Here is a 26,459-nt window from a genome sequence, read left to right as displayed (position 1 = left end):
TTTCCTTCCAGAAGCCGCCGGCCGCTTTCTGTATCGGGGCGGCGTGCGAAGAGGACTACGTCGGTTGCTCGGGGGAATCGTCGCCTTCGCGGTGACTCGCACCTTGCATCTACGAAGTTAGGCAGATCAGGTGAAGCGGCCGACCGCGGTAGGTGAACGGATGGTGAACCGTGGCGGACGGGGTGGTGTGTCCGGACGGCTCCGCCCCCTGTCGTAATCCGACGTCACCTTGCCGTTACCGTTACGTGACCGGCTTCGGCCTCGTGAACGGCATGGCCGGAATTCGGCTGCCAGATGTGGTGGAAGGTCAGCCGGGAGGCCTCGACCTCGTGGCGCTGGTCCGCGTGCAGGATCCCCAGGGCGTAGGCCGTCGCAGGGGCGATACGGGGCGTGCGCGCGGCCGTGGCCGAGGCCGCCGCGGCCTCCGCCGCGTCGCGGTGGCGGTCCAGGGCCTCGCCCGCGGCCGCATGCCGGGCCACGTCCTCGCCCAGCGCCTCCCGGGCGTAGCGGTGCACCCGCAGGAGGCGGCGCACCTCGTTCCAGGGGCCGTCGTGGTCCGCGTTGTACGGGTGCGCGGGGCAGGGGGCGGGCAGGGAGGCCACCGCGGCGGACAGGCGGGATCCGGCCACTTCCGCCAGCGGGACGAGTACGTCGTCCACCCGGCCCCGGGCCGCGACCGCGTCCAGCGGGACCTCGGAGGCCAGCACCGCCACCGAGTCCGCGACCGCGTGGAAGCGGGAGGAGCCCAGTGCCTGGAGCGTGGCCGAGTGGGCCCGGGTGCGCGACAGCGTGAGCTGGCGCTCCAGCAGGGCGCCCGCGCGCGCCGAGCCCACGGTGAGGGAACCCGAGGCCCCGCCCCGCGGGGCGGGCACCTCCGGGGAGCCCGACAGCCGGTGCAGGGCGTCCATCAGCCGGGTCAGGCGGGCGGCGTACGCGTGCTCGTCGGCCAGGGTCGAGGAGAGCCAGACCAGCTCGGTGCGCAGCGAGTCCGCCCAGGCCGAATCGGCCACGGCTCTGAAGGTGGAGAGGGACGAGGCGATGCGGCGCGCGGCCCCCCGCAGGCTGCGCGCCGCCTCGGTGCCCTCGGCCGGCCCGCTCGCCGCGCCCTCATCGTGTAGGCGCAGTCCGCGCAGGAACGCGGTGGCCTGCGAGCGCAGGTAGACGCCGAGCACGTCACCTGCCGTAATCGCGGTCGGGTCATGGTTTGGCTGAGCCACGCCGGCGCCTCCGGGCGTCTATGAGCATCTCCTGAACGTGCCGCAGCGGCTGGCCCTCGCCGTCCGTGCTGTGCCGGGTCCACTCGCCGTCCGGGCCCAGGTGCCAGGAGGAGGTGGCGTCGGACATGCCGGTTTCCAGCAGCCGGTCCAGTGCCGCGCGGTGGGCCGGGTCGGCGACCCTGACCAGTGCCTCGATACGGCGGTCGAGGTTGCGGTGCATCATGTCGGCGCTGCCTATGTACACCTCGGGTTCGCCGCCGTTGCCGAAGGCGAAGACCCGGGAGTGCTCCAGGAAGCGGCCGAGGATCGAGCGGACCCGGATGTTCTCCGAGAGCCCGGGGACCCCGGGGCGGATCGCGCAGATGCCGCGGACCCAGATGTCGATGGGCACCCCCGCCTGCGAGGCCCGGTAGAGGGAGTCGATGAGCGCCTCGTCGACGATGGAGTTCATCTTGAGGCGCACGTAAGCGGGGCGGCCGGCCCGGTGGTGGGCGGCCTCCTTGTCGATCCGGGAGATCAGGCCGCCGCGCAGCGAGCGCGGGGCCACGAGCAGCCGGCGGTAGGTCTCGCGGCGCGAGTAGCCCGACAGCCGGTTGAAGAGGTCCGAGAGGTCCGCGCCGACCTGCGGGTCGGCGGTGAGCAGCCCGAGGTCCTCGTAGAGCCGTGCCGTCTTGGGGTGGTAGTTGCCGGTGCCGACGTGGGAGTAGCGGCGCAGCTGGTCGCCCTCCTGGCGGACGACGAGCGACAGCTTGCAGTGGGTCTTGAGGCCGACGAGGCCGTAGACCACGTGGCAGCCGGACTCCTCCAGCTTGCGGGCCCATTTGATGTTGGCCTGCTCGTCGAAGCGGGCCTTGATCTCGACGAGTACGAGGACCTGCTTGCCGGCTTCGGCGGCGTCGATCAGGGCGTCCACGATCGGGGAGTCGCCGGAGGTCCGGTACAGCGTCTGCTTGATCGCCAGGACGTCCGGGTCGGCGGCGGCCTGCTCCAGGAAGGCCTGCACCGAGGTGGAGAAGGAGTCGTAGGGGTGGTGCAGCAGCACGTCCCGTTCGCGCAGCGCGGCGAAGATGTCGGGGGCGGACGCGGACTCGACCTCGGCCAGGTCGCGGTGGGTGCCGGCGACGAACTTCGTGAACTTCAGCTCCGGCCGGTCCAGCGAGGCGATCCCGAAGAGCGCGGTCAGGTCCAGCGGGCCGGGCAGCGGGTACACCTCGGAGGCGTTGACCTTGAGCTCCTGCACGAGGAGGTCCAGGACGCCGGGGTCGATGGACTCCTCGACCTCCAGGCGGACCGGCGGGCCGAAGCGGCGCCGCATGAGCTCCTTCTCCAGGGCCTGGAGGAGGTTCTCGGCGTCGTCCTCCTCGACCTCGAGGTCCTCGTTGCGGGTCACGCGGAACATGTGGTGCGCGAGCACCTCCATGCCGGGGAACAGCTCCTCCAGGTGCGCGGCGATGACGTCCTCCAGCGGGACGTAGCGCTGCGGGGAGGCCTCCAGGAAGCGGGAGAGGAGCGGCGGGACCTTGACCCGGGCGAAGTGGCGGTGGCCGCTGACGGGATTGCGCACGACCACGGCCAGGTTCAGGGAGAGGCCGGAGATGTACGGGAACGGGTGCGCGGGGTCCACGGCCAGCGGGGTGAGCACCGGGAAGATCTGGTTGCGGAACAGGGTGAAGAGGCGCGCCTGCTCCTTCTCGGTCAGGTCGTGCCACCGGATGAGGTGGACGCCTTCCTCGGCGAGCTGGGGGGAGATGTCCTGCTGGAAGCAGGCGGCGTGGCGGGCCATGAGCTCACGGGAGCGGGTCCAGATCTGGTCCAGCACCTCACGGGGCTGCAGCCCCGAGGCCGAGCGGGTGGCGACGCCGGTCGCGATGCGGCGCTTGAGGCCGGCGACGCGGACCATGAAGAACTCGTCGAGGTTGCTCGCGAAGATCGCCAGGAAGTTCGCCCGCTCCAGGAGCGGGGTGGCGGGGTCCTCGGCGAGCTCCAGCACCCGTTCGTTGAAGGCGAGCCAGCTGCGCTCCCGGTCGAGGAAGCGGCCCGGGGGCAGCTCGCCGCCGTCCTTGTCGTCGTAGGCGTCCAGGTCCGCGTCGAGATCCGGTTCCAGATCGACGTGCGGGCGGTGGGCGGCTATGGAGCCGAGGCGTGCGTGCGCGCCGGTGGCCGCGCGCGCGGCCACGGCCTCGGGCGTGGAGGCGGCGGCGGCCACGGAGGCGGAGATGTCCGCGGCGGTGGGCGCGGACGGCGACGCGAACGTGTGCGACGGCTGCTGGCTGGGGACCTCGGTGGGGCTGGCGCTGGGCTTGTGGCTCATGACTCCATTCTTCCGCGCACGCGGCAGGACAGGCGCGTCGGAAGTGTCGGCCGTCAGTCGGAGTCGGGGCTGCATGGGGTCAGCTTCGCGACCGCGCATTAATGCGCGGTTAATGGCGTATGGCTTCCGGGGGCCGGGCGGGCGGCCGCCTGTCGGCTTGCGCCGTGTGGGTGAGGGGCGGGGGGTACGGGGCTGCGCCCGCGGAGCCTCGGGCCGGGCCGTGCCGGGCCGTGCGGCGCCGTTGCCGGGGGCGCTGCCCCCGGACCCCCGCGCCTCAAACGCCGGCGGGGCTGGATTTTGCCCGGCGGGGCCGGAGGCGCGGGGTCGGGTCAGCTCTCCGTGCGGTACATCAGGTCGACCTCGTGGGTGGTGAAGCCGAGGCCCGCGTAGACGGCGAGGGCCGCCGGGTTGTCGGCGTCCACGTAGAGCATGGCGGTGGGCAGGCCGGCTGCCGCGAGGTGGTGCAGGCCGATCGCGGTGAGGGCCTTGCCGAGGCCGCCGCCCTGCGCGCCGGGGCGTACGCCGACCACGTAGACCTCGCCGAGCTGCTGCTCGGCGTGGACCTTCGTCCAGTGGAAGCCGACGAGTTCGCCGTCGCGCTCGGCGAGGAAGAAGCCCTTGGCGTCGAACCAGGGCTGCGCGATCCGGTCGTTGAGGTCCCGCTGGGTCAGCGAGCCCTGCTCGGGGTGGTGGGCGAAGGCGGCCGCGTTGACGGTGAGCCAGGCGGCGTCGTCGGCCCCGGGCACGAAGGTCCGTACGGTCACGCCCGGGGGCAGGGCCGGCTCCGGCAGCGGGGCCGCGTCGGTGCCGGCTCCGCCGAGCGGGCGGCGCAGCTGGCGCAGCTCGCGGAACAGGGTCAGGCCGAGGACCTGCGCGAGGTGGCGGGCCGCGGACTTGCCGCCGTGGGCCCACACCCGGATCCGCTTGCCGGAGGCGGCCAGCAGGGCGGTGCCCAGCGCCCGGCCGTGGCCGCGGCCGCGCATCGAGGGGTGGACGACGAGCTCGGCGGCGGGGGCCTCCACCGGGTCGGTGTCCTCGAGTTGCCCGTATCCGGCGAGCCGGCCCTTTTCGGTGAGCAGGAAGTGCCGGATCCCCTCGCGCGCTCCGCCGCGCAGCTGGAGGCGGCCCTGTTCGGACACGGCGGTGGTGCCGTCGGTGCGGGCCGCGTCCTCGATCAGGGCGAGGACGGAGTCGGCCTGCTCCTCCGTCAGCTCGTCGAGGGTCTGGATCTGCCGTCCCGGCTCCGGGGCCGTTGCTGCGTCGTCAGTCATGGGGCGAGCCTACGACTCCGGCGGGGGCCCGTCAGGGTGCGGCCCGGCAGTGGTCCGCCGCCGGGTCCCTCGGCCGGGGTGTCTTCCGCATGTAACCAGCTCGATACCCCATACCCCCTGTCGCGCTACGCGCGTTGACAATAGGCTGCGGCGAACCTCCCAAGTCGTATCGCTGTCCACAAAGGGGAACAAATGTCAGCGACGCCACAACGGCACCGCCGAGCCCGCCGGTTGACCCTCACCGCTCTCGCCGTCACCACGGCGGCCGGTGCGATGGTCGCCGCCGCACTGCCGGCCGGTGCCGCGAGTGGTGGCGGTGGCGGCCATGACCACGGCCGCACCGTCGACGTGCAGATGCTGTCCTTCAACGACCTCCACGGCACCCTGGAGCCCCCGCAGGGCTCCTCCGGCAACGTGAGTGAGCTTCAGGCAGACGGCACCACCAAAGCCATACCCGCGGGCGGTGTCGAGTACCTGGCGACCGGCCTGCGCGAGGCCCGCAAGGGCCACAAGTACTCCGTCACCGCGGCGGCCGGCGACATGATCGGCGCCAGCCCGATGCTGTCCGGCCTCTTCCACGACGAGCCGACCATCGAGGCGCTCAACGACCTCGAGCTGGACGTCACCAGCGTCGGCAACCACGAGTTCGACGAGGGCAAGACCGAACTGCGCCGCATGCAGTACGGCGGCTGCCACCCGGTCGAGGGCTGCTTCGAGAAGGGCGAGACCTTCGAGGGCGCCGACTTCAAGTACCTCGCCGCGAACGTGGTGGACGAGAAGTCCAAGCGTCCGATGCTCAACCCCACCTTCATCTGGAAGAAGGGGGACGTGAAGATCGGCTTCATCGGCGTCACCCTGGAGGGCACTCCGGACGTCGTGACCGCCGACGGGGTCAAGGGCCTCAAGTTCGGCGACGAGGTCGAGACGATCAACAAGTACGCCGAGCAGCTGAACAAGCAGGGCGTGAAGTCGATCGTGGCGCTGATCCACGAGGGCGGCCTGCCCGCGAGCGGCGCGTACAACTACGACTGCAACGTGCCGGGCGCCGGCGCCGGGATCTCCGGTGCCATCGTCGACATCGCGAAGAACGTCTCGCCGAAGGTCGACGCCCTGGTCACCGGCCACACGCACCAGGCGTACGCGTGCAACATCCCCGACCCGGCGGGCAACCCTCGCACGGTCACCTCGGCCGCCTCCTACGGCCGGCTGTTCACGGACACCACGCTCACGTACGACCGCAGGACCAAGGACATCGTCCGTACGCCGGTCAGCTCTCCGAAGCCGGTCCAGACGGTCGTCAACCGCACCCAGCCCAAGGCCCCGGACCTGACCGCGCTGATCCAGCGGTGGAACGCGCTGGCCGCGCCGGTCGCGAACCGTCCGATGGGCTACATCACCGCCGACATCTCCGGCCGCGGCTCGGAGGCCTACGAGAAGCCGCTCGGCGACGTGATCACCGACGCGCAGCTCGAGGCGCTGTCCCCGGCCGCCAAGGGCGGCGCGCAGCTCGCCATCATGAACCCGGGCGGCATCCGCGCCGACCTCGCCTACAAGGCGGCGGGCAGTGAGGGCGACGGCGTGGTGACGTACGGCGAGTCGTACACGGTCCAGCCGTTCACCAACATGATGAACGTCGTGGACCTGACCGGCGCCCAGCTGATCACCGCGCTCCAGCAGCAGGTCAGCGGCCCGGTCAACGGCCCGAACCCGAAGATCCTGCAGATCTCCAAGGGCTTCACCTACACCCTGGACACCACGAAGGCGGGCGCGGACCGCATCGTCGTGGGCTCGGTGAAGCTGAACGGTGCGGCGATCGACCCGGCGAAGACCTACCGGGTCGCGATGAACGAGTTCCTCGCGGGCGGCGGTGACGGCTTCACCGTCCTGAAGGAGCACAAGAACAAGCTGGTGGGCGCGTCCGACCTGGACTGCTTCAACGCCTACCTGACCGGCCACTCCTCGGCGGCGGCGCCGCTGGCTCCGCCGGTGGCGGACCGGATCACGGTCATCAAGTAAGTCGTGAAGTAGTACGTACGCCAGTACGCGCGAGGGGCGGTGGGCCGTGACGGCCCGCCGCCCCTTCGGCGTTCCCGGTGGTCGTCAGCGATCGTCAGAGACCGGCCAGGAACGTCCGGACGGCGCCGTGGAAGCCCTCCGGGTCGGTGAAGGGCAGGAAGTGCTCGCCGTCCAGGGGCGTGTACGAGGTCCCGGGCCGCTTCGCGACCATCGCATCGGCCTGTGCCTGCGGGAGCGAGGCGCTGCGGGTGCCGTGGATCAGCAGCGCCGGGCAGCTGCTCGCGAGCCAGGCGGCCCAGTGGTCGCCGCGGCAGGCCTCGACGGAGTCGAGCATGTCCTGCGGGTGGAAGGGCAGCCGCCAGCCCCCGTCGGGGAGCGGGCGCAGGGCCTGGGCGACGAACTGGGATCCCACCGGCCCGGCCGCGGCGAGGAGTTCCTCGCGGGTGGGGGCGGTGTAGCGCATGGCCCGCAGGAACTCCATCCATGCGCCGTCCGCCGGGTCGACCTCCACGGCGGCCTCCGCGTCGATGAGCACCGAGATCCGGTCGGGGTGGGCGGCTGCCAGGTGGACGGCGTTGAGCCCGCCGAGGGAGTAGCCGAGGAGGGCGACGGGGGCGTCCAGGCCGAGGTGGTCGAGGAGTGCGACGGCGTCGGACACGTAGCCGGCGCGGCTGTAGTCGGCAGCCCGGTCGGAGTCGCCGTGGCCGCGCTGGTCGGGGGCGATGACCCGCCACTCGTCGCCGAGGGCCTGGGCGAGTCCGGCGAAGGCGAGGCCTTCGGACATGCCCCCGTGGAGGGCGAGCAGGGGGCGGCCGGGGCCGCCGAAGTCCAGGTACGACAGCGTGCGGCCTTCGATGGTCAGCGTGTGGCGCATGGTTCCGCTCTCCCCTGCTCGTCCTGCGGCGACGGTGTGTCCCGCCTGTGTCCCGCGGTGTCTGATCCGAAGCCTGCCAGGATTTGGGCAAGCGCGCAATACGAATGTCTTGGGCGGTTGCCCAAGAAGCGGCGCGGCTACGATCCCGGCATGGGAAATCGCGAGGACCTGCTGGCCGGAGCGCGCCGCTGCCTGGAGGAGAAGGGCTACCTGCGCACGACGGTGCGCGACATCGCCTCGGCGTCGAAGGTGAGCATGGCCGCGATCGGCTACCACTTCGGCTCCCGCGAGGCCCTGCTCAACCTCGCCCTCTTCGCCGCCATGGACGAGTGGGCCGCAGGGTCCGGGCGGCTCGCCGGGCAGGGGGACACCGCCGCGGAACGGTACGCCGACACCTGGGACCGCAAGATCCGGGACTTCGGCGACATGCGCTGGCTCTGGATCGCCAACGTCGAGGCCTTCGTCCACGCGCAGTCCGCGCCCGAGCTGCTCGCGATCCTCGCCGAAGGCCAGCGCCGGTCCCGGCGCATGGTGGCCGCGCAGCTGTCCGGGGTCCCGGAGAGCGAGGTCGCGGAGGAGGACGTACGGGCCCTCGGGTCGGTGCACATCGCCCTGCTGACCGGGGTGATGGTGCAGTCCCTGACGGACCCGGAGCAGGCGCCGACGGGACGCGAACTGGCCCAAGGGCTGCGCACCATGGCGGAGTTGCTCGAAAGATGAGCATTACCGACGGGTAGTAAACCCGGGTCCGGCACGCCATACTCCGTTCCCATCACCGGGTCGGCAAAGGGGCGGGCATGGCACTGGATCGTCGGACATTTCTGGTCGGGGCGATGGCGGCGGGAGCGGCGGCGGGACTCGCGGCGGCGGCCTCACCGGCCTCCGCGAGCACCCTGGAGACCCAGGACTGGATGGCCGGGATCGGGGACTCCACCGCACTGCAGCGGATGACCATCCCCGGCACCCACGACTCCGGCGCCACCCGGGGCGGGCTCTACGTCGCCTGCCAGAACACCTCGATCGCGCAGCAGCTCGACTCCGGGATCCGGTTCCTCGACGTGCGCTGCCGGGTGACCGGCGGATCGTTCGCGATCCACCACGCGGCGTACTACCAGAACCTGATGTTCGGCGACGTCCTGGTCGCCTGCTGGAACTTCCTCGCCGCGCACCCCTCCGAGACCGTGCTGATGCGGCTCAAGCAGGAGTACTCCGAGGAGAGCGACGCCACCTTCCGCGCCGTCTTCGACGACTACCTCGACAACCGGGGCTGGCGGCCGCTGTTCAAGATCGCCGACTCGGTGCCCGCCCTCGGGCAGGCGCGCGGCAAGGTGCTGCTGCTCCCCGACAACGGCGGGCTGCCCGGCGGGCTGCGCTACGGCGACGGCAACGTCTTCGACATCCAGGACGACTACATGGCCGAGCCCTTCGCCAAGCGGGGCAAGATCGAGGGCCAGTTCCGCAAGGCGGCGACCCAGCCCGGGAAGTTCTTCATGAACTACACCAGCACCGCCGCGGCCCTGCCGCCGCGCTGGAACTCCGACCGCCTCAACCCGCAGGTGCACTCTTTCGTCGACGGCTCGGAGCTCGCCGGCCGGACCGGGCTGGGGATCGTCCCGATGGACTTCCCCAACACCCGCTCCGGGCTGGTCGCCTCACTGATCCGGCACAACTGACGGCTGGGCCGGGCCCGGGGGTGGCGGCAGCGGCGGGGTCGGCGGCGGGTTCGGCGCCCCCGGGATGCGCAGCACCGCCTCCGTGCCCGACCCGCCGTCCCGCGGGGCCCGCAGCTCGGCCGTGCCGCCCGCGCGCAGCACCGTACGGGCCACGATGGACAGGCCCAGGCCGCTGCCGGGCAGGGCGCGGGCCGACGGGGAGCGCCAGAACCGCTCGAAGACGTGCGGGAGGTCATCGGCCGGGATGCCGGGACCGTGGTCCCGTACGGTCAGCTCGCCCGCGCGCAGCGAGACCACGACGGTGCTGCCCGGCGGGCTGAACTTCACCGCGTTGTCCAGGACGTTGACGACCGCCCGCTCCAGGGCCGCCGCCTCTCCGCGTACGTACCAGGGCGCCATGTCCGAGTGGAACTCCAGCTCCGGACCGCGCAGCCGGGCCCGGGAGAGCGCGGCGCCCGCGATCTCGTGCAGGGCCACCACGCCCAGCGGGCCGGGCGAGGCCGCGTCCGGGCGGGAGAGCTCCTGCAAGTCGCCGATGAGCGCGGCCAGTTCCGTCATCTGCGCCTTGACCGAGGCCAGCAGCTCCTTGCGGTCCTCGGGCGGGATGGCCCGGCCGGTCTCCTCGCTGCGCGCGAGCAGCTCGATGTTGGTGCGCAGCGAGGTGAGCGGGGTGCGCAGTTCGTGCCCGGCGTCGGCGATCAGCTGCGCCTGGCGTTCCTGGGAGGAGGCGAGCGCGGCCGTCATGGAGTTGAAGGAGCGCGACAGGCGGGCGATCTCGTCGTCGCCCTCGTCGGGGATCCGTACGGTCAGGTCCTCGGTGCGGGCGATGTGCTCGACGGCGCCGGTCAGTTCGTCGACCGGGCGCAGCCCCGTACGGGCCACCCACAGGCCGGCCGCGCCCGCGCCGACGATGCCGATGCCGGAGACGAGGAGCAGCACCCAGGCCAGGGTGGACAGGGGCTTGTCCACGTCGGCGAGCGGCTTGGCGACGGAGATCCCGAAGACCGGAGAGCCCGGCTGGGCCTGCGCGGTCCGGGTGTAGACGCGCATCTCGGTGCCGTCGGCGGTGGTCGCGTCGTGCAGGGCGCTGGTGCGCCCGCCGCCCGCGGCGATCTGCTTGTCCAGGGTGGTCACCGGCAGGGTCGTGGTTCCGCTGACCCAGCAGTGGTTGCCGTCGGCCGTCACGATCTGCACGACCGCGTTGAGGTTCCCCGCGATCTCCTGGCCGGGCTGGCTCGGCGGCTTGTCCACGCAGGCGCCGTCGCGGATGGTCCGCAGCACCTGCGCGGAGACGTTCGTGGACATCAGGGAGCTGTCCAGCTGGTCGCGCAGCTGCGCCCGCACCATCACCCAGGACACGGCGGCCACGGCCGCGACGGCCAGTGCCACCGCGACCGTGACCAGCAGGGCGAGGCGCGAGCGCAGCGGCAGCCCGCGGAATCTGGCGGCGGGGCTCACTCCGGACCGCCGGTGTGGTCGCCGGCCCCTGCGGCGCGCAGTACGTAGCCCACCCCGCGCACGGTGTGGACCAGGCGGGGCTCGCCGGCGGCCTCGGTCTTGCGGCGCAGGTACATCACGTACACGTCCAGGGAGTTGGAGCTGGGCTCGAAGTCGAAGCCCCACACGGTCTTGAGGATCTGCTCGCGGGTCAGGACCTGGCGCGGGTGCGCGAGGAACATCTCCAGCAGGGTGAACTCGGTACGGGTCAGCTCCACCGGGCGCCCGGCCCGGGTGACCTCGCGGGTGGCGAGGTCCATGCGCAGGTCGCCGAAGACCAGCGCGTTGTCGTCCCCGGGGTGGCCGCCGCCGTCGGAGGGGGCGGCGTAGGCGCTGCGGCGCAGCAGGGCGCGGACGCGGGCGAAGAGCTCGTCCAGTTCGAAGGGTTTGACCAGGTAGTCGTCGGCGCCGGCGTCGAGTCCGGTGACGCGGTCGCCGACCGTGTCGCGGGCGGTCAGCATCAGGACGGGCGTGGTGCTGCCCGCGGCGCGCAGCCGGCGGGCGGCCGTCAGACCGTCCATCCGGGGCATCTGGATGTCGAGGACGATCAGGTCCGGGGCGTACGAGGCCGCCTTGTCGAGGGCGTCGAGCCCGTCGACGGCGGTCTGCACGCCGTATCCCTCGAAGGCGAGGCTGCGGCGCAGGGCTTCGCGTACGGCCGGCTCGTCGTCGACGACGAGGATGCGCTGCGGGTCGCCTTCGGTGGTCATGTCGCTCTCCCCCGGGGGTGGTGGTCGGTCCTACCAGGCTCGCACGGGCGGCCCTAGTAGGAGGTTCCGAAGCCGTTGGCGCCGCTGCCGGAGTCGCTGTTGCCGCTGTTGCCGTTGCCCGCGCCGCCGGAGCCGCCGCTCCGCAGGGAGGACAGGTCGGCCTTGATGGTGTTGACGGGGATGGCGAACCCGAGGCCGACGCTGCCGGCGCTGGAGCCGCCGCTGGAGGGGGAGTAGATCGCGGAGGGCATGCCGACGATCTCGCCGTTCATGTTGACGAGGGCGCCGCCGGAGTTGCCGGGGTTGAGGGAGGCGTCGGTCTGGATGGCCTTGTACGAGGTGGTGTTGGAGCCGGTGTTGCCGTTGAACTGCTGGCCGCCGTAGGAGAACGGGAAGCCGCCCTGGGGGGACTGCTGCTGCTCGGACTTGGGGACGTTCACCTCGCGGTTCAGCGCGGAGACGATGCCGCTGGTGACCGTGCCGGTGAGCCGGTCGGGGGAGCCGATGGCGACGACCTCGTCGCCGACCTTGAGCTTGTCGGAGTCGCCGAGGTTGGCGGGCTTGAGGTCCTTGGCGCCCTCGAGCTTGATGAGGGCCAGGTCCTTGTCCGGGTCCGTGCCGACGATCTTGGCGCTGTACTTCTTGCCGTCGCTCATCGTCACCTGGATCTTGGTGGCGCCGTCGACGACGTGGTTGTTGGTGACGATCTCGCCGGATTCGGTGATCACGATGCCGGAGCCGGTGCCCTGGCCGGACGCGGTGCTGGTGTCGATGCGGACGACCGAGGGGCTGACGTTCTCGGCGACGCCGGCGACGGTGCCGTTGCTCGACTGGGAGATGGTGCTGCCGTTGACGCCCCCTCCGGTGCCGCCCGCGTTGCCGAGGTACTGCTGCACGGCGGCGGCCGTTCCGCCGCCGATCACGGCGGCGGCGAGGGCGACGGCGGCGAGGAGGGCGACGGGGCGCTTGGCCCGGGCGTGGCCCTGCGGGGCCGGGGCCGGGGCTTCGCCCCAGGTGGCCCAGCCGCCGTTGCCGCCGTTGTCCCCGTTACCGGAGCCCGCGCCGGTCTGGGGGACGGGCTGGGGGACGGTCTCGCCCTGGATCACCTGGGGCGTGTGTGCCTCGTGCCAGCCCGGGGCGGGGGCCGGGGGGTAGGCGGGCGGCGGGGGGTACGAGGCCTCGTGGGCCAGCCGGTCACGTCCGCGCTGCCAGTCCTCGCCGAAGGGGGCGGGCTGCTGGTGGCGGTTGTCCTGGGGGTACTCGCCTTCGCGGCGGAAGTTCTCGGTCATGGATACGACTCTGTCCGCGGATCATGAGAGCTTCCTGAGTCCCCGCTGAGAAGCCCGACAGAACCGCGTATGCCCGATATAAACCCGGGCTGCGGCCGCACCCCGGCCGGGCCCCCGGATGCGGACGTACGGCCTAGCGGCAGCCGCAGGAGCGGCGGATCACCAGGGCCGAGGGGAACTGCTTCAGGCGCTCGCGGCGGGAGCCGGCCACGCGCAGGCCGTCGTCCAGGACGAGGTCCACCGCGGCGCGGGCCATCGCCGGGCGGTCCGAGGCGACCGTGGTCAGCGGCGGGTCCGTGAGGGCCGCTTCCTTCACGTCGTCGAAGCCGGCGACCGCGAGCTGCTCGGGGACGTCGATGCGGAGCTCGCGCGCGGCCCGCAGCACGCCGATCGCCTGGTCGTCCGTGGCGCAGAAGATCGCCGTCGGCCGGTCGGGCCGGGCCAGGACCTCCAGGGCGACCTTGTACGCGTCGTAGCGGTTGTACGGGGCCTCGATGATCCGGCCCTCGGTCGAGCGGCCGGACTCCTGCATGGCCCGGCGCCAGCCCTCGACGTGGTCGGCCACCGGGTCGCCCACCGACGGGGTGTTCTCGACCCCGCCGATGCAGGCGACGTACTCGTGCCCGTGCTCCAGGAGGTGGCGGGTGGCGAGCTGTGCGCCGCCGATGTCGTCCGTGACGACCGCGACGTCGTCGATGGCCTCGGGGCGCTCGTGGAGGAGGACGACCCGGGCGTCCCAGGCCTCGATCTCGCTGGCCGCCTGCTCGCTCATGCCCTGGCTGACCAGGATCAGTCCGGAGACCCGCATCCCGAGGAAGGCCCGCAGGTAGTGGACCTCGCGCTCGGTGCGGTAGTCGGAGTTCCCGACCAGCACCATCTTTCCGCGCTCGGCGGCGGCCTGCTCGACCGCGTGTGCCATCTCCGCGAAGAACGGCTGACGGGCATCGGGGACGATCATGCCTATGAGGTCGGTGCGCCGTGAGGCCATCGCCTGCGCGACCCGGTCCGGGCGGTAGCCCAGATCCTTGATCGCGGCGAGGACACGCTCGCGCGTGGCCGGGGCAACCGGCCGGGGTCCGTTGTTGATCACGTAGCTCACGACGGCGGTAGAAGTACCCGCAAGTCGTGCCACGTCATCCCGCGTCACCTTGGCCACGCGCGGAAGTCTACGCGGGGTGACCTACCTCTGGGCAGGGCGTCCGGAGGAGGTCATTCCCACAGGGGTTCCCGCGCCCGCCCTAGTCCATCCGGGTGAGCGAGGCCGCCGCCTGTGCCGCGGCCTCCGCCGCCGCCTTCGTGGCCGCCTGGGCCGCCGCTTCGGCCGCCGCCCGCTCGACCTTCTCCGGGGTGACGAAGCGGTAGCCGACGTTGCGGACGGTACCGATCAGCGACTCGTGCTCGGGCCCGAGCTTCGCGCGCAGACGCCGTACGTGCACGTCCACGGTCCGGGTGCCGCCGAAGTAGTCGTAGCCCCAGACCTCCTGCAGCAGCTGGGCGCGGGTGAAGACCCGGCCCGGGTGCTGCGCGAGGTACTTGAGCAGCTCGAACTCCTTGAAGGTGAGGTCCAGGACCCGCCCCTTCAGCTTCGCCGAGTACGTGGCCTCGTCGACCGACAGGTCGCCGTTGCGGATCTCCATCGGGGAGTCGTCCGCACCGAGCTGCTGGCGGCCGGTGGCCAGGCGCAGCCGCGCCTCGACCTCGGCCGGGCCCGCGGTGTCGAGGAGGACGTCGTCGATGCCCCAGTCGGCGGTGACGGCCGCGAGGCCGCCCTCGGTGACGACGAGGATCAGCGGGCAGCCCGGTCCCGTGGAGCGGAGCAGCTGGCAGAGCGAGCGGACCTGCGGAAGGTCGCGCCGGCCATCGATCAGGATCACGTCGGCGCCGGGGGTGTCCACGAGGGCGGGGCCCTCGGCGGGCGCCACCCGGACGGAGTGGAGCAGCAGACCGAGTGCGGGCAGCACTTCGGTCGACGGCTGCAGGGCATTGGTCAGGAGCAGGAGAGAGCTCATGCCCGACCACCTGCCCGGCTGGGGCTGTGGGATGCGCGCTGATGCGCACAAACGGTTCGCTGGTCCATCACGTCGGTTCCTCCTCGGTCCCGTCGAGGACTTTCGCGGCACTGCTTCGTACGACTTGCCTGGTGTCCGCCCGGTCCCCGCGCCCTGAGGTCCGGATGGATACCACTGTTCTCGGTCCGTTCAACGTGCTGAAAGCACAAAAGGACCCGGGGGCTACGTTGCCCGGATCCTCTCGCCAGCAGAATAGCCCACCCTCCCCGGCCGGGCCGAGGCTTGGGAGGTGGCCACTTCTGTGGTTCCCGCCACCTCCGCCCCCTGCTTATCCACCGGTTTCACCGGATCGGTGGACCTGCTGCGGGCTGCCTGGGCGCACGCCGGGCGCGCGCAGGCACGCCGGGATCGGGGGCGCGAGGGTTCATGATGGAGGCCGACGGCAGAGCGCCGACGAGAGGAGCGTGCAGTGGCAACCGGAACCATCCGCTACTGGGCGGCGGCGAAATCCGCGGCCGGGACGGCGGAGGAGCCGTATTCGGCGCGGACCCTCGCCGAGGCGCTCGAAGCCGTGCGGGAACGCCATCCCGGGGAGCTGACCCGGGTCCTGCTGCGCTGCTCCTTCCTCGTGAACGAACAGCCTGTGGGCAAGCGCCCGCACGATTCCGTCGAGCTGACCGAGGGGGGCACCGTCGAGGTGCTCCCGCCGTTCGCGGGCGGGTGAGCGGAGTCTCATGAGCACGCCCGAGGAACAGCAGCAGCAGTACCAGCAGCAGTACCAGCCGGAGCAGTACCAGCAGGAGGCGCACCAGCCGGAGGCGCACCAGCAGGAGAGCCTGGCGCAGGAGCCGGATCCGTACGGGACCCAGACCTGGCAGTCCCAGACCTGGGACACCTCGTACCAGCCGGTGCAGGCCCCGCTGGACGCCGTACCGGCCCAGTACCCGGTGGCCCCCGAGGGCTGGTTCCGCGACGAGCAGCAGGTCCAGGCCCCCGTGCCCGGGTCCGACTGGCCGCAGCAGGCCGCCCAGCAGCCGCAGCAGGGCCAGCCGCAGGCCCAGCAGGCCCAGCAGCCCTACGCGGATCCCTACGCCGCACCCGCGTACCTCCAGACGGCGGCCCCCGACCACTGGTTCCGCGAGGAGCCGCAGGCCCCGGCGGCGGCGCAGCAGCAGGCCCAGCAGCAGCCTCTGCAGGCCCAGCCGCAGCAGCAGTGGGGCGAGACCGCGTACCTGCCCCCGTACCCGGGTCCGGCCGACCCGGAGCAGGCGCAGGCGCAGGGGCACGCTCCGGCTCCCGCTCCGGCTCCGGAGTGGGTCGACCAGACCGCGTACCTGCCTCCGCAGGCGGCGCCCGGAGACCCGGATCCCGCCCTTGCCGCGGACCCGGCCGGAGCCCCCGTCGGTGAGGAGCCCGCCTACTCCCCGCCCACCCTCGCCGGCAACACGCTCCGCGCCGTCGACCCCGCCCAGGCCCGCGCCGAAGGCCGCTCGCCGATCATCGATCCCGGCCCGCAGGCGGCCATACTGACCGCCGTCCTGGGCCTGGTCATCGCCGCGGCCGCCGCCCTGGGCAGGCTGTCCCTGCTCGCACCCCTGATCGCCCTCCAGGGGCTCACCGCGGCCGGCTGGTTCCGGCTCAACGGCATGTGGCCGGCCCGCCAGGGCATCGCGCTGGCCTTCGCCGGAGCCGTGGTCGCGGACGTGGCCGTGCTCGCGGTGGACGAGGCGAACGGGCCCGGCGCGATCATCGGCACGCTCGGCGCCTGGGTGCTGCTCACGCTGGTCCTCCAGCTGCGCAGCCAGGCCGATCCGGACGAGCGGATGTCCGGGCTGATGGCTTCGGTGGCCTCGGCCGCGCTCGCCATCGTCTGCGCCGGCTGGCTCGCGGCCGGCGGCGCCGCCGCGACCGTGGGCGGGGCCGCCGTGGCGGTGGCCGTCTTCGCCCGGGCGCTGCCGCTGCCCACCGTGCCCTCGGTCGGCGTCTCGCTGGCCGCCGCGGCCGGTGCGGGCATCGCGGTGGGCGGTCTGACCTCCGTCGGGGCCGGCGGTGCGCTGATCGGCCTGGCGGCCGGGGTGTGCGCGCTGATCGGGCTGCGCGTGGCGGCGTACGACTACCCGTCGAAGTTCGTCCACATGACGGCCGGTGTCGCGCTGCCGCTGGCCGCGGCGGCTCCGGCGGTCTACCTGATCGGCCGGGTGGTGGGCTGACGGGGCCCTGACGGCTGCCGGGGGCGCATCTCCCGGCGGCCGGGGCGCACCTCACAGGTCGCTGACGGGCGGCATGGTCCACTGGGCCCCACGGACCAACTATCTGGGGGGGGTGGGCGCGTGCGCGTCCTGCGTGTCGTTCTGGTTGTGGGAGTACTGCTGGGCGGGCTGTTCGTGGGGCTGGACCGGTGGGCGGCCGGCTATGCCGAGAACCGGATGGCGGAGCGCATCCAGGCGCACGAGGGCGGGCTGCCGGGTGTGCGCGTGGACATCCAGGGGTTCCCGTTCCTGACCCAGGCGCTCGCCCACGACCTGGACGAGGTCGACCTGAAGGTGTCCGACCTCGGGGTGACCACCCCGGAGGGCGGCCGCACGAGCCTGTCGGACCTGCGGATCGCCTTCCACGGGGTGAAGCTGAACGGCGACTACAGCGGCGGTACCGCCAAGACCGCCGAGGGGTCCGCGCTGCTCACCTACCACGCCCTGAGCCAGGCCGCGCAGCCCGGCGTGACCCTCGCCTACGGCGGGGCGCCGGGCAAGGTGAAGGTCACCGCGACCTTCGACTTCCTCGGCCGCAAGGTCACCCGCAGCGTGGTGTCGACGGTCTCCCTGCTGGACGCGAAGGACGCCAAGGACGGGAAGGGCGGCAAGACCGTCCGGGTGCGCGCCGACGAGGTGCCGGGCGAGGGGCTCCCGGGCATCGAGGCCGCGGTGCGCAAGTTCACGGACTTCGACCGGCAGCTCGACAGCCGGCTGACGTCCGGCATCCAGCTGACGGCGCTGACCTCCGACGAGGCCGGCATCCACCTCACGCTGGGCGGTACGAACCTGGCGCTGGCCGGATAGTGAGACGCGGGGGTCCGTTCCGCAGATGGGACGGGCCCTACGGGGCTCCCCGGAGGCGGTGCGGGGGCCGTGCGGAATCATCTGATCCCACTATGCGGACGATCCTGTCTCGGAATATGACACGGCGGTGACAGGGCGGCCGATTCGTCCCTACGATCCATGGCTATGAAGCATCAGCAGGCGGACCTCACGAAGCGACGGGCAGTAGACCTGTGTCGCGTCGCCGCCATGCTCTGTCGATCCATGTGACGTGTGAGCGCATCCCGCTCCATAGCCGGACGACGACCTTCCGCTTTCCCGTGTGACCACGTGTGACCACCTCTGCCCCCGCCCTCCTGAAGCCTCCCCGCAACAGGATCCGCCGGGGGGGCACCTCCCAGCGGTAGCTGGGGGAACACCCGGACCCACTGGAAACACGCCCCCGCACCACCAGCACCACCCCGCCGCACACTGCCCCGGAGGAGAACACCATGAGCCGCAGCGACGTCCTCGTAGACGCCGACTGGGTCGAGGCCCACCTGAACGACGCCAACGTCGTCATCGTCGAGGTGGACGAGGACACGTCCGCCTACGACAAGAACCACATCACCAACGCCGTCCGGATCGACTGGAAGAGCGACCTCCAGGACCCGGTCCGCCGCGACTTCGTGGACCAGGAGGGCTTCGAGAAGCTCCTCTCCGCCAAGGGCATCTCCAACGACGACACCGTCGTCCTCTACGGCGGCAACAACAACTGGTTCGCGTCCTACGCCTACTGGTACTTCAAGCTCTACGGCCACCAGGACGTCCGCCTGCTCGACGGCGGCCGCAAGAAGTGGGAGCTCGACTCCCGCGACCTGGTCGACGGCACCGAGGTCCCCAACCGCCCGGCCACCGCGTACAAGGCCAAGGCCCAGGACACCTCGATCCGCGCCTTCCGTGACGACGCGGTCGCCGCGATCGGCACGAAGAACCTGGTCGACGTCCGCTCGCCCGACGAGTTCTCCGGCAAGCTGCTCGCGCCGGCGCACCTCCCGCAGGAGCAGTCGCAGCGTCCGGGTCACATCCCGAGCGCCCGCAACATCCCGTGGTCGAAGAACGCCAACGACGACGGCACCTTCAAGTCCGACGAAGAGCTGACGGCCCTCTACCAGGCCGAGCAGGTCGACCTGGCGAAGGACACCATCGCGTACTGCCGCATCGGTGAGCGTTCCGCGCTCACCTGGTTCGTGCTGCACGAGCTCCTGGGCCAGGAGAACGTCAAGAACTACGACGGCTCGTGGACCGAGTACGGCTCCCTGGTCGGCGTGCCGATCGAGCTCGGCCCCAACAAGTAGTTCCGACAAGCGATTCAGGGCACGCGACGCCCCGTAGTCATCCCTCTCTAGGACAGGACAGAGAACATGTGTGGAGCACAGATCGGCGGGCCCGACCTCTCGACGCTCAAGCCCGGTGAGACGGCCATCCAGGGCCAGGTCACCAAGAACGGCGAGCCGGTGTCCGGCTACGTCCGCCTGCTGGACTCGACCGGCGAGTTCACCGCCGAGGTCCCGACCTCGGCGACCGGCCAGTTCCGCTTCTACGCGGCCGAAGGCTCCTGGACGCTGCGCGCCCTGGTCCCCGGCGCCCAGGCGGACCGCGCCGTGGTCGTCGTCGAGACCGGCGGCGTGACGGACGTGGCGATCGCGGTCTGAGCACCGCACTCGCGTGACGAAGGGCCGTACCCCCGGGCCGGGGGTACGGCCCTTCGCGCTGCCCCAAGCCCTTCGCACGGGCCGCCTTCGGTCCTACTCTGAAGACATGTACGCCCGGCGCCACCGCGCCTACTTCCTGCTCATGGGCGGATGCCTGTTCCTCTTCGTCTCCGCCTGGGCCTTCGTGCGCCTCTGGTCGGTCGAGGCCGCCGTGGCGATGTGCGTGGTCGCCATGGTCATCCCGCCGGTCGCCGCGATCGTCGCGAACCGACACGGCCCGGACGACCGGTGGTGGGACGACCCCTCGGGCGATCCGAAGTCCGACGAGTGGTGGGACGAACTGGATGGAAAGCGTCATTCAGGGGACTGAATCCCGCTGAGATAAAAATGTAATAAGGATGCGTACAACATCTCTCCACAGCAAGGTGTCCTCTGTGTGCGCGGTGCACCGATCGCGCCTCCAGTCCTGTGGGGGGACTCCCTTTGGAACACGAACAGACCATCCCTGAGCAGCGGAAACAGGAGGAGACCGCCCTGGAACAGGGCACTCCCGACGCCGCTCGGCCCGGTCCCCGCCGCCGCCGCGGCCGCACGGTCCTCCTGATCGCGGGCGCAGCCGTCCTCGGCGTCCTGGCGGGCACGATCACGGGTTACGCGATCCAGTACGACCGCGAACCGACCCCGCTGGCACCGCTGGCGCAGGCGCACCTGGTGTCCCCGAAGGCGCTGGCGCCCGACGACGCCACCACGAACAAGACGATCAACGCCAACCGCTGGAACAAGACGGACGACGACCTCGCGAAGCTGCTGATCGAGGCACCGGGCGGGGCGAAGGCCGGCGCCTCGGGCTACGACACCATCGACTCCGTCGCGACGGAGTTCGAAGAGCCGGACCACATGCTGCGCAACCTCGTCATGAGCAAGGTCCGCCGGCTCGCGTCGGCGAGCTGGACGGAGGGCGACAGCACCTTCGTCAGCGTCCAGCTGCTGCAGTTCAACGACCGCGACGGGGCCGAGGACTACCAGACCGGCCAGTCCGGCTACATGCCCGAGAAGAAGTACGCGGGCAACAGCGGCATGGCCATTCCGGGTCTCCCCTCGGACCTCGGGCACGTTTGGGTGGACTCGGAGGCCGACGAGAAGCCGGGGTACCTCCCGATGCGCTCCGGCCGGGCCATCGCCCGTCGCGGTGACATCGTTTTCGACATCCACTATGTGAACAACCGGGGCAACGTCGCCGAGAGCGACGTCATGGACCTGGCCAAGCGACAGCTGGAGCGACTGTGACCGAGCCGCAGAACGATGTGACCCCGGTCCCGGCCGAGGGTCAGGCTCCGGCCGAGGCGGTCGCAGCTCCCGAGCTGCAGTACCCGGACCCGTACCCCGTCGCTCCGGTGAAGCCCGCGCGCAAGGTCAACCGCAAGGCGGTCGCCCTGGTCGCCGGTGTCGTGGCCGTGGCCGCCCTCGTGGGCGGTGGCGTCTGGGCGTCCGCCGCCATCGCGGACGCCGACCGGGACGCGCCCACCGCTTACTGGGTTCCCCAGGGCGAGCGGTACGAGAAGCCCGCCGAGCCCGGTTCCGTGCCGGCCAACGCCCTATCGGGCAAGCTGCTGCCGGTCCCGTCCGGATTCTCGCTGGGCCCGGACCTGGAGCAGGACGGCAACAACTTCTTCGTCTCGGGCGAGAAGGCGGTCGAGGGCTTCAAGGAAGCCCGCGGCGGCCTGTCCAGCTCCGACCGCAAGAAGCGCGACGAGATGCTGGCCGAGATGAAGCTCAAGGGCCTGGCCGGCCGCAGCTACGTCAAGGAGGGCGCCCACTCCGTCGTCGAGGTCCGCATCATGCAGGCCGATCCCGGAGCCGTGGGCAAGTTCTCCGAAATCAGCAAGAAGTTCCTCGAACTCACGGGTGACGGCCGCGAAGCACCGAAGGTGGACGGCTTCCCGGACGCCAAGTGCTCGCTGCTGGCGATCGGCGAGGAGAAGAAGGAGAAGATCGACTCGATCGACTGCGTGGCAGTCGAGGGTGATGTGATGGTCACCTTCCGCGCCTACGGGGCCAATCCCTTCTCGAACTCCGATGCCGTCCAGTTCTTCAAGAACCAGTTGAGCCACCTGAAGTCCCCCGGGGAGTCCGCGTGACCGAGCAGAACACCACCGAAGCCGCGCCGGTGCCTCCCGAGGACGCCGCGCCGCAGCCCGTGGCGCCGGCCACCGTGCCCGCCCAGGCCGCGGCCCCGGCGGGGGAGGTCCAGGACTCCGTGCCCGAGCAGTGGGCGGCCCCGGCCGTCGCGGAGGCCCCTGTGGACGGGGACGCGCAGGCCGAGGCCTTCGCAGCCGACCCGCTCGCGGCCAATCCCTTCGCCGCCCCGGAGGTCCCGGCCGCGCCCAAGGACCGGCGCAAGCTGTTCGCCGCGCTCCGCTGGACCGCGGCCGTACTGGTCTTCGGCGCCGTCGGCACGGGAGTCGCGTACGGGGTCACCCAGCCCGCGCGCACCGACATTCCGGGTCTGTCCACCAAGGCCGACGGCCGCTGGACCTACCCGGCGCTGGCCAAGCCCGCGTTGCCGCAGGGCGCCGCCCTGCCGTTCGCCAAGGACAACCCGAACGGCATCCACTACGCGGGCCTCACCGAGCTGCTCCTCCCGGCCCCCACCGGTTCGACCCCTGACTCCAAGCTGAAGCTGGAGAAGGACGGGGTGGTGTCCGTGGACACCTTCCTGGAGGAGTACGAGGCCTCGGCGCGCGAGAAGATGAAGGATCAGTTCACCAACGAGGGACTGCGCCAGATCGTCGGCCGCGGCTGGACCACCCCGGACGGCACCCTCACCCGTGTCTACCTGCTGCGGTTCCACGCCTCGGGCTTCGTGGACACCTTCAAGGGCTGCGGCCGCGACATGAAGCTGAACGGCGTCAAGCTCATGAGCTCGGACCTGGACTGGAACAAGGGCAAGACGGGCCAGTCCGCGCCGCCCATCAACTTCGTCTCGCTCTTCGCAGAGTCGAAGCCGGTCGGTGACGAGCAGGTCAAGGCGGGCTGCATCCAGTCCGGCGACATCCAGGCCGTCATCCTCCAGACCCGCAAGGGCGAGGTGGCCACCGTTCCCTTCCACCAGACCGTGATCCTCCAGCACCAGCTGCTCGGCTAGCGCGGGCGCCCGTCGTACGGGCTACCTCACAGAGTGCACCGGTCCCCAGGCCAGTAGGCTTGGGGACCGGCCCCGTAATGCCGCCACCACACTCCGAGGAGCACCCCGTGCTTGAGGCAGTCTTCACTTCCCTGCTGATCCTGGTCTGCGTCGGCGTTCTCGCCTTCTCCGGACTGGCCGTGAAGAAGCTGTACCAGGGCCAGCGCTGATCTTCTGATCGGCCGCCGCCCGCCCCGGACACCGCAACCCCTCCCAGAGATCGCCTGAGCAGCCAAAATGATCCAGATCCCGTCGGACCTGAACCCGAGCCTCGTCCCCCTCGCCTTCCTCCTCGGCAACTGGGAAGGCGCAGGAGTCTTTGACTTCCCCGGTGAGGAGAAGTGCAACTTCGGCCAGGAAGTGGTCTTCAGCCACGACGGCCGGGACTTCCTGGAGTACCACTCGCACAGCTGGGTCCTCGACGCCGAGGGCAACAAGGTGCGGCCGCTGGAGTCCGAGTCCGGCTACTGGCGCATCGACAGCCAGCGCAAGGTCGAGATCGTCATGGTCCGCGACCAGGGCGTCGTGGAGATCTGGTACGGCGACCTCGCCGACCAGAAGCCGCAGATCGACGTGGTCACCGACGCGGTGGCGCGCACCGCCTCCTCCCGTCCGCACAGCGGCGGCAAGCGGCTCTACGGCTACGTCAAGGGCGACCTGATGTGGGTCGGCGAGAAGGCCACCCCGGAGGTGGAGCTGCGCCCGTACAAGTCGGCGCAGCTGAAGAAGGTCGTCACCCCGGAAGAGGTCGCCGAGATGGCGCGCAACCTTCCGGACATGCCGGACGACGGCATCGCCTTCTTCCGCTAGGCCGCGTTCCGACTCGGTCGGACGTGCAGGAGCCCCCGGCAGCCTTTGCTGCCGGGGGCTCCTGCCATGTGGCCTGTCAGCCGGTGATCGCGACCGGGCCGTCCCAGGCGTTGCGGTCGACGGTCAGGGTGGCGCCGCCGAAGGTTTCGCGCTGGTTGACCTGGTACTGGTGGCCGCGCCGGTGGCCGGTGAACAGGCCGCCGGAGTACGGCCAGCTTCCGGTGGTGTCGGCGGCGCCGTCGTACTTGGCGTACCAGAGGGCCTCGGGCAGATCGGCCTCGCCGCGCTCGGCCGCCTTGGCGATGCCGGCGGCGCTGGAGGAGGCGAACCCGTAGAAGCCGGGGCGGTAGGCCTTCGCCTTCACGGCCCGGTCGAAGGCCTTGGTGTAGGTGAGCACCGCGTCCGCGCAGGCGGTGTCGGCGGTGTTGTACGCCTCCATGTCCAGGTACAGCGTGCTGCCCGCCCGCATGCCCAGCGCGGAGGCCTTGGCGGCCGCGTCCGCGCCGTCGGCCGTGCCCAGCGACTGCGCGGTGGCTGCGGTGATCTTCTCCGGGCTGGAGCCGGTCTGGCAGGGCGGCTGCGCGCCGACGTAGAGCGGGATCAGCTTCCAGCCGGCGGCGCTGACGGTGCTCACCCAGGAGGCGGTGAGCTGCGGCTGCGCGCAGCCGCGGTTCTTGCCGCCGACGTAGACAGCGACGGCCCCGTACGGGGAGGTGCCGCGCCAGGCGTTCATCGTGGAGGCGGGCGGCGCGGTGCAGGTGTCGAAGGCCAGGCCGGTGAAGACGCCGCCCGAGGAGGTGCCGGCCGGGGCGCCCGCGGGGGCGTTCGCACCCGGGGCCTTGGAGCCGCCGGGCGCGGGCGCGGCGGCGGTGCCCGACGCGGACGCGGAGGCGGAGGCCGAAGCCGAGGCGGACGGGGAGGGGGACCCGGACCCGGACGGCGAGGGGGAGGCGGAAGCCGTTCCCGGGGCGGAGGCGGCGGCCGGGGCGTCGCCGGATGCCTGTCCGGCCGCCGCGGCGGGGGTACGGGGTTCACCGGCGGGCTTGCCGCAGCCGCTCAGCAGCAGGGTCCCCGCGGTGAGGACGGGTATGACGGCGAGGAGACGCTGGCGGGTGAGCTGGCGGGGCAGGGGCACGGGGTTCGGGTTCCTTACCGGGCAGGACAAGGGAGGGGGCGGAGGCTGAACTCCTGGAGATCGCGACGCATGCCTATCATCCGGTCCGGACGTGCGGACAGTTGGGGTGACCGGGGCCGAGGCCTACACTGGGCGGGTGGCGACCACGGACAGCAGCGACAGCACGGCCGGCACGGTCGGCAAGGCCCGCGCGGCCCGGGCGGTCGGCAAGGACGGCGCGGCCCAGGCGGACGGCATCACCGGAGCGGACGGCATCACCGGAGCCGAGGGCGGCGACTGGAAGAGCGATCTGCGCCAGCGCGGATACCGGCTCACCCCGCAGCGCCAGCTGGTGCTCGAAGCCGTGGACGCCCTGGAGCACGCCACCCCGGACGAGATCCTCGCCGAGGTCCGCAAGACGGCCTCCGGGGTCAACATCTCCACGGTCTACCGCACGCTGGAGCTCCTGGAGGAGCTGAAGCTGGTCTCGCACGCCCACCTGGGACACGGGGCCCCCACCTACCACCTCGCCGACCGGCACCACCACATCCACCTGGTCTGCCGCGACTGCACCGGCGTCATCGAGGCGGACGTGGACATCGCGGCCGAGTTCACGGCCAAACTCCGCGACACCTTCGGCTTCGAGACCGACATGAAGCACTTCGCGATCTTCGGCCTCTGCAAGAAGTGCGCCGCCAAGCACCGCGACGCGGTGGCGTAGAAGCGCTTCGCGGGAGACGGCCTGGGAGCCCGGCGGGCAGGGTCGTAGGCTGGTGGCATGACCAGCAGCCCTTTGCTCCATCTCCCCGGCGCCGTACAGGCCGAAGGCCGCGACGAGGGCGTCGCCGCCCACTACGGCGAGCTGTACGGCGAACAGCGCACCCTCGCCGACGGCCGCGGCTTCGTGGACCTCTCCCACCGCGGGGTCGTCACCGTCACCGGCCCGGACCGGCTCAGCTGGCTGCACCTGCTGATCACTCAGCACGTCACCGAGCTTCCGGCGGGCCAGGCCACCGAGGCGCTGATCCTCTCCGCCAACGGCCACATCGAGCACGCGCTCTACCTCGTCGACGACGGGACGACGACGTGGATGCACGTCGAGCCCGGCACCCAGGAGGAGCTCATCGGCTACCTGGAGTCGATGAAGTTCTTCTACCGCGTCGAAGTCGCCGATGCCACGGCCGAGTTCGCCGTCGTGTACCTGCCGGCCGGAGCCATCGCCGAGGTGCCCGAGAAGGTGGCCGTACGGGAGACCGCGTACGGCCGTGACGTCTTCCTGCCCCGCGCCGAGCTGGAGGCCTTCGCCGCCGCCCACGGCCCGGCCGTCGGACTGCTCGCCTACGAGGCCCTGCGCGTCGAGGCGCACCGGCCGCGGCTCGGTCTGGAGACCGACCACCGCACCATCCCGCACGAGTTGGGCTGGATCGGCACCGCCGTGCACCTTCAGAAGGGCTGCTACCGCGGCCAGGAGACGGTGGCCCGCGTCCACAACCTGGGGAAGCCGCCGCGCCGCCTGGTCTTCCTGCACCTGGACGGCTCCGAGGTGCTGCTCCCGGCGCACGGAACGCCCGTACGGCTGGCCGCGGACGGGGAGGAGGGCCGCCAGCTGGGCTTCGTGACCACCGCGGTCCGCCACCACGAGCTCGGGCCGATCGCGCTCGCGCTGGTCAAGCGGAACGTTCCGGTGGACGCGCCGCTGCTGGTCGGCAAGACGGCCGCCGCGCAGGAGGTCGTCGTAGCGCCGTAAGTCCCGCA

At 71.7% G+C, this 26,459-nt stretch carries 26 protein-coding genes; 16 read left to right on the top strand and 10 right to left on the bottom strand.

Annotated features, from left to right (window positions below; all coding sequences use genetic code 11):
* Nucleotides 1-224: 224 nt before the first annotated feature.
* The 3 genes from OHU74_RS16610 to mshD form a co-directional block, all read right to left on the bottom strand.
* On the bottom strand, nt 225-1,217 hold the full coding sequence (locus OHU74_RS16610; protein ID WP_371616639.1) for a CHAD domain-containing protein: 993 nt from the start codon (nt 1,215-1,217) through the stop codon (nt 225-227).
* Nucleotides 1,198-3,528: an RNA degradosome polyphosphate kinase gene (locus tag OHU74_RS16605; RefSeq protein ID WP_371616638.1), complete on the bottom strand. Its 2,331-nt coding sequence runs from the start codon at nt 3,526-3,528 to the stop codon at nt 1,198-1,200. The genes OHU74_RS16610 and OHU74_RS16605 overlap by 20 nt, the downstream gene beginning before the upstream one ends.
* 329 nt (nt 3,529-3,857) lie before the next feature.
* On the bottom strand, nt 3,858-4,799 hold the full coding sequence (gene mshD / locus OHU74_RS16600; protein WP_371616637.1) for a mycothiol synthase: 942 nt from the start codon (nt 4,797-4,799) through the stop codon (nt 3,858-3,860).
* Between the two features lie 192 nt (nt 4,800-4,991).
* On the opposite strand from mshD, the gene OHU74_RS16595 reads away from it, so the two are divergent.
* Nucleotides 4,992-6,815 (top strand): bifunctional UDP-sugar hydrolase/5'-nucleotidase, encoded by a 1,824-nt coding sequence (locus OHU74_RS16595; protein ID WP_371616636.1) that lies wholly within the window; start codon nt 4,992-4,994, stop codon nt 6,813-6,815.
* A 94-nt stretch (nt 6,816-6,909) separates the two neighbouring features.
* Here the strand turns inward: OHU74_RS16595 and OHU74_RS16590 are convergent, their stop codons facing one another.
* Nucleotides 6,910-7,689, bottom strand: a complete 780-nt coding sequence (locus OHU74_RS16590) for an alpha/beta fold hydrolase (protein ID WP_371616635.1) — start codon at nt 7,687-7,689, stop codon at nt 6,910-6,912.
* A 150-nt stretch (nt 7,690-7,839) separates the two neighbouring features.
* On the opposite strand from OHU74_RS16590, the gene OHU74_RS16585 reads away from it, so the two are divergent.
* Both OHU74_RS16585 and OHU74_RS16580 read left to right on the top strand, forming a co-directional pair.
* Nucleotides 7,840-8,409 carry a TetR/AcrR family transcriptional regulator gene (locus tag OHU74_RS16585; RefSeq protein WP_371616634.1) on the top strand — a complete coding sequence of 190 codons (570 nt, stop codon included), beginning with the start codon at nt 7,840-7,842 and terminating at the stop codon, nt 8,407-8,409.
* Nucleotides 8,410-8,486: 77 nt separating this feature from the next.
* Nucleotides 8,487-9,362, top strand: coding sequence for a phosphatidylinositol-specific phospholipase C (locus OHU74_RS16580; protein ID WP_371616633.1), 876 nt, complete (start codon nt 8,487-8,489; stop codon nt 9,360-9,362).
* On the opposite strand, the gene OHU74_RS16575 is transcribed toward OHU74_RS16580, so the two are convergent.
* From OHU74_RS16575 to OHU74_RS16555, 5 genes are all read right to left on the bottom strand, one after another.
* Nucleotides 9,342-10,820 carry a sensor histidine kinase gene (locus OHU74_RS16575; RefSeq protein ID WP_371616632.1) on the bottom strand — a complete coding sequence of 493 codons (1,479 nt, stop codon included), beginning with the start codon at nt 10,818-10,820 and terminating at the stop codon, nt 9,342-9,344. The two genes, OHU74_RS16580 and OHU74_RS16575, sit on opposite strands and share 21 nt — an antisense overlap.
* The gene (locus OHU74_RS16570) at nt 10,817-11,569 is read right to left on the bottom strand and encodes a response regulator transcription factor (protein ID WP_371616631.1); all 753 of its coding nucleotides are present in this window, start codon (nt 11,567-11,569) and stop codon (nt 10,817-10,819) included. The genes OHU74_RS16575 and OHU74_RS16570 overlap by 4 nt, the downstream gene beginning before the upstream one ends.
* Before the next feature lie 53 nt (nt 11,570-11,622).
* Nucleotides 11,623-12,858, bottom strand: coding sequence for a S1C family serine protease (locus OHU74_RS16565; RefSeq protein WP_371616630.1), 1,236 nt, complete (start codon nt 12,856-12,858; stop codon nt 11,623-11,625).
* Nucleotides 12,859-12,991: 133 nt separating this feature from the next.
* Nucleotides 12,992-14,014 carry a LacI family DNA-binding transcriptional regulator gene (locus OHU74_RS16560; protein WP_330297204.1) on the bottom strand — a complete coding sequence of 341 codons (1,023 nt, stop codon included), beginning with the start codon at nt 14,012-14,014 and terminating at the stop codon, nt 12,992-12,994.
* A gap of 82 nt (nt 14,015-14,096) precedes the next feature.
* Complete coding sequence (locus tag OHU74_RS16555; protein WP_371616629.1) at nt 14,097-14,867, bottom strand: response regulator transcription factor; 771 nt, start codon at nt 14,865-14,867, stop codon at nt 14,097-14,099.
* Between the two features lie 469 nt (nt 14,868-15,336).
* Between OHU74_RS16555 and OHU74_RS16550 the strand changes: the two genes are divergently transcribed.
* The 11 genes from OHU74_RS16550 to OHU74_RS16500 all read left to right on the top strand — a co-directional run bounded on the left by OHU74_RS16550 (nt 15,337) and on the right by OHU74_RS16500 (nt 23,590).
* On the top strand, nt 15,337-15,591 hold the full coding sequence (locus tag OHU74_RS16550) for a MoaD/ThiS family protein (protein WP_330297202.1): 255 nt from the start codon (nt 15,337-15,339) through the stop codon (nt 15,589-15,591).
* A 10-nt stretch (nt 15,592-15,601) separates the two neighbouring features.
* Nucleotides 15,602-17,077, top strand: a complete 1,476-nt coding sequence (locus tag OHU74_RS16545) for a hypothetical protein (RefSeq protein ID WP_371616628.1) — start codon at nt 15,602-15,604, stop codon at nt 17,075-17,077.
* Between the two features lie 120 nt (nt 17,078-17,197).
* Nucleotides 17,198-17,923, top strand: a complete 726-nt coding sequence (locus OHU74_RS16540) for a DUF2993 domain-containing protein (RefSeq protein WP_371616627.1) — start codon at nt 17,198-17,200, stop codon at nt 17,921-17,923.
* Between the two features lie 159 nt (nt 17,924-18,082).
* Nucleotides 18,083-18,172, top strand: a complete 90-nt coding sequence (locus tag OHU74_RS16535; protein WP_350875872.1) for an Ms5788A family Cys-rich leader peptide — start codon at nt 18,083-18,085, stop codon at nt 18,170-18,172.
* Nucleotides 18,173-18,393: 221 nt separating this feature from the next.
* Nucleotides 18,394-19,239, top strand: coding sequence for a sulfurtransferase (locus tag OHU74_RS16530; protein WP_371616626.1), 846 nt, complete (start codon nt 18,394-18,396; stop codon nt 19,237-19,239).
* A gap of 66 nt (nt 19,240-19,305) precedes the next feature.
* Complete coding sequence (locus tag OHU74_RS16525; RefSeq protein ID WP_330297198.1) at nt 19,306-19,596, top strand: DUF1416 domain-containing protein; 291 nt, start codon at nt 19,306-19,308, stop codon at nt 19,594-19,596.
* Between the two features lie 58 nt (nt 19,597-19,654).
* Nucleotides 19,655-19,966 carry a DUF3099 domain-containing protein gene (locus tag OHU74_RS16520; RefSeq protein WP_371619710.1) on the top strand — a complete coding sequence of 104 codons (312 nt, stop codon included), beginning with the start codon at nt 19,655-19,657 and terminating at the stop codon, nt 19,964-19,966.
* Nucleotides 19,967-20,079: 113 nt separating this feature from the next.
* The gene (locus OHU74_RS16515) at nt 20,080-20,883 is read left to right on the top strand and encodes a hypothetical protein (protein WP_371616625.1); all 804 of its coding nucleotides are present in this window, start codon (nt 20,080-20,082) and stop codon (nt 20,881-20,883) included.
* Nucleotides 20,880-21,734 carry a hypothetical protein gene (locus tag OHU74_RS16510; protein ID WP_371616624.1) on the top strand — a complete coding sequence of 285 codons (855 nt, stop codon included), beginning with the start codon at nt 20,880-20,882 and terminating at the stop codon, nt 21,732-21,734. The genes OHU74_RS16515 and OHU74_RS16510 overlap by 4 nt, the downstream gene beginning before the upstream one ends.
* On the top strand, nt 21,731-22,741 hold the full coding sequence (locus OHU74_RS16505) for a hypothetical protein (protein ID WP_371616623.1): 1,011 nt from the start codon (nt 21,731-21,733) through the stop codon (nt 22,739-22,741). Before OHU74_RS16510 ends, OHU74_RS16505 begins: the two co-directional genes overlap by 4 nt.
* A 276-nt stretch (nt 22,742-23,017) precedes the next feature.
* A complete protein-coding gene (locus OHU74_RS16500; RefSeq protein ID WP_371616622.1) occupies nt 23,018-23,590 on the top strand; it encodes an FABP family protein in 573 nt (190 codons plus the stop codon).
* A 76-nt stretch (nt 23,591-23,666) separates the two neighbouring features.
* Here the strand turns inward: OHU74_RS16500 and OHU74_RS16495 are convergent, their stop codons facing one another.
* On the bottom strand, nt 23,667-24,362 hold the full coding sequence (locus OHU74_RS16495; RefSeq protein ID WP_371619709.1) for a glycoside hydrolase domain-containing protein: 696 nt from the start codon (nt 24,360-24,362) through the stop codon (nt 23,667-23,669).
* A 616-nt stretch (nt 24,363-24,978) separates the two neighbouring features.
* On the opposite strand from OHU74_RS16495, the gene OHU74_RS16490 reads away from it, so the two are divergent.
* Both OHU74_RS16490 and OHU74_RS16485 read left to right on the top strand, forming a co-directional pair.
* On the top strand, nt 24,979-25,425 hold the full coding sequence (locus OHU74_RS16490) for a Fur family transcriptional regulator (RefSeq protein WP_371619708.1): 447 nt from the start codon (nt 24,979-24,981) through the stop codon (nt 25,423-25,425).
* Between the two features lie 57 nt (nt 25,426-25,482).
* Entirely contained in the window at nt 25,483-26,451 is a 969-nt protein-coding gene (locus OHU74_RS16485; protein ID WP_371616621.1) for a folate-binding protein YgfZ, read from the top strand.
* Nucleotides 26,452-26,459 lie beyond the last annotated feature (8 nt).

The sequence above is a fragment of the Streptomyces sp. NBC_00454 genome (assembly GCF_041434015.1).
Classification (GTDB): Bacteria; Actinomycetota; Actinomycetes; order Streptomycetales; family Streptomycetaceae; genus Streptomyces.
Note: the sequence above shows the minus strand (reverse complement) of the source record. Positions and strands in the feature narration are given on the sequence as shown.

Coding starts and splice junctions, on each gene's coding strand:
- OHU74_RS16545 (WP_371616628.1), top strand. CDS start 15,602: ATGAGCACGCCCGAGGAACAGCAGCAGCAGTACCAGCAGCAGTACCAG.
- OHU74_RS16500 (WP_371616622.1), top strand. CDS start 23,018: ATGATCCAGATCCCGTCGGACCTGAACCCGAGCCTCGTCCCCCTCGCC.
- OHU74_RS16605 (WP_371616638.1), bottom strand. CDS start 3,528: ATGAGCCACAAGCCCAGCGCCAGCCCCACCGAGGTCCCCAGCCAGCAG.
- mshD (WP_371616637.1), bottom strand. CDS start 4,799: ATGACTGACGACGCAGCAACGGCCCCGGAGCCGGGACGGCAGATCCAG.
- OHU74_RS16580 (WP_371616633.1), top strand. CDS start 8,487: ATGGCACTGGATCGTCGGACATTTCTGGTCGGGGCGATGGCGGCGGGA.
- OHU74_RS16570 (WP_371616631.1), bottom strand. CDS start 11,569: ATGACCACCGAAGGCGACCCGCAGCGCATCCTCGTCGTCGACGACGAG.
- OHU74_RS16485 (WP_371616621.1), top strand. CDS start 25,483: ATGACCAGCAGCCCTTTGCTCCATCTCCCCGGCGCCGTACAGGCCGAA.
- OHU74_RS16530 (WP_371616626.1), top strand. CDS start 18,394: ATGAGCCGCAGCGACGTCCTCGTAGACGCCGACTGGGTCGAGGCCCAC.
- OHU74_RS16525 (WP_330297198.1), top strand. CDS start 19,306: ATGTGTGGAGCACAGATCGGCGGGCCCGACCTCTCGACGCTCAAGCCC.
- OHU74_RS16585 (WP_371616634.1), top strand. CDS start 7,840: ATGGGAAATCGCGAGGACCTGCTGGCCGGAGCGCGCCGCTGCCTGGAG.
- OHU74_RS16590 (WP_371616635.1), bottom strand. CDS start 7,689: ATGCGCCACACGCTGACCATCGAAGGCCGCACGCTGTCGTACCTGGAC.
- OHU74_RS16535 (WP_350875872.1), top strand. CDS start 18,083: ATGGCTATGAAGCATCAGCAGGCGGACCTCACGAAGCGACGGGCAGTA.
- OHU74_RS16565 (WP_371616630.1), bottom strand. CDS start 12,858: ATGACCGAGAACTTCCGCCGCGAAGGCGAGTACCCCCAGGACAACCGC.
- OHU74_RS16595 (WP_371616636.1), top strand. CDS start 4,992: ATGTCAGCGACGCCACAACGGCACCGCCGAGCCCGCCGGTTGACCCTC.
- OHU74_RS16555 (WP_371616629.1), bottom strand. CDS start 14,867: ATGAGCTCTCTCCTGCTCCTGACCAATGCCCTGCAGCCGTCGACCGAA.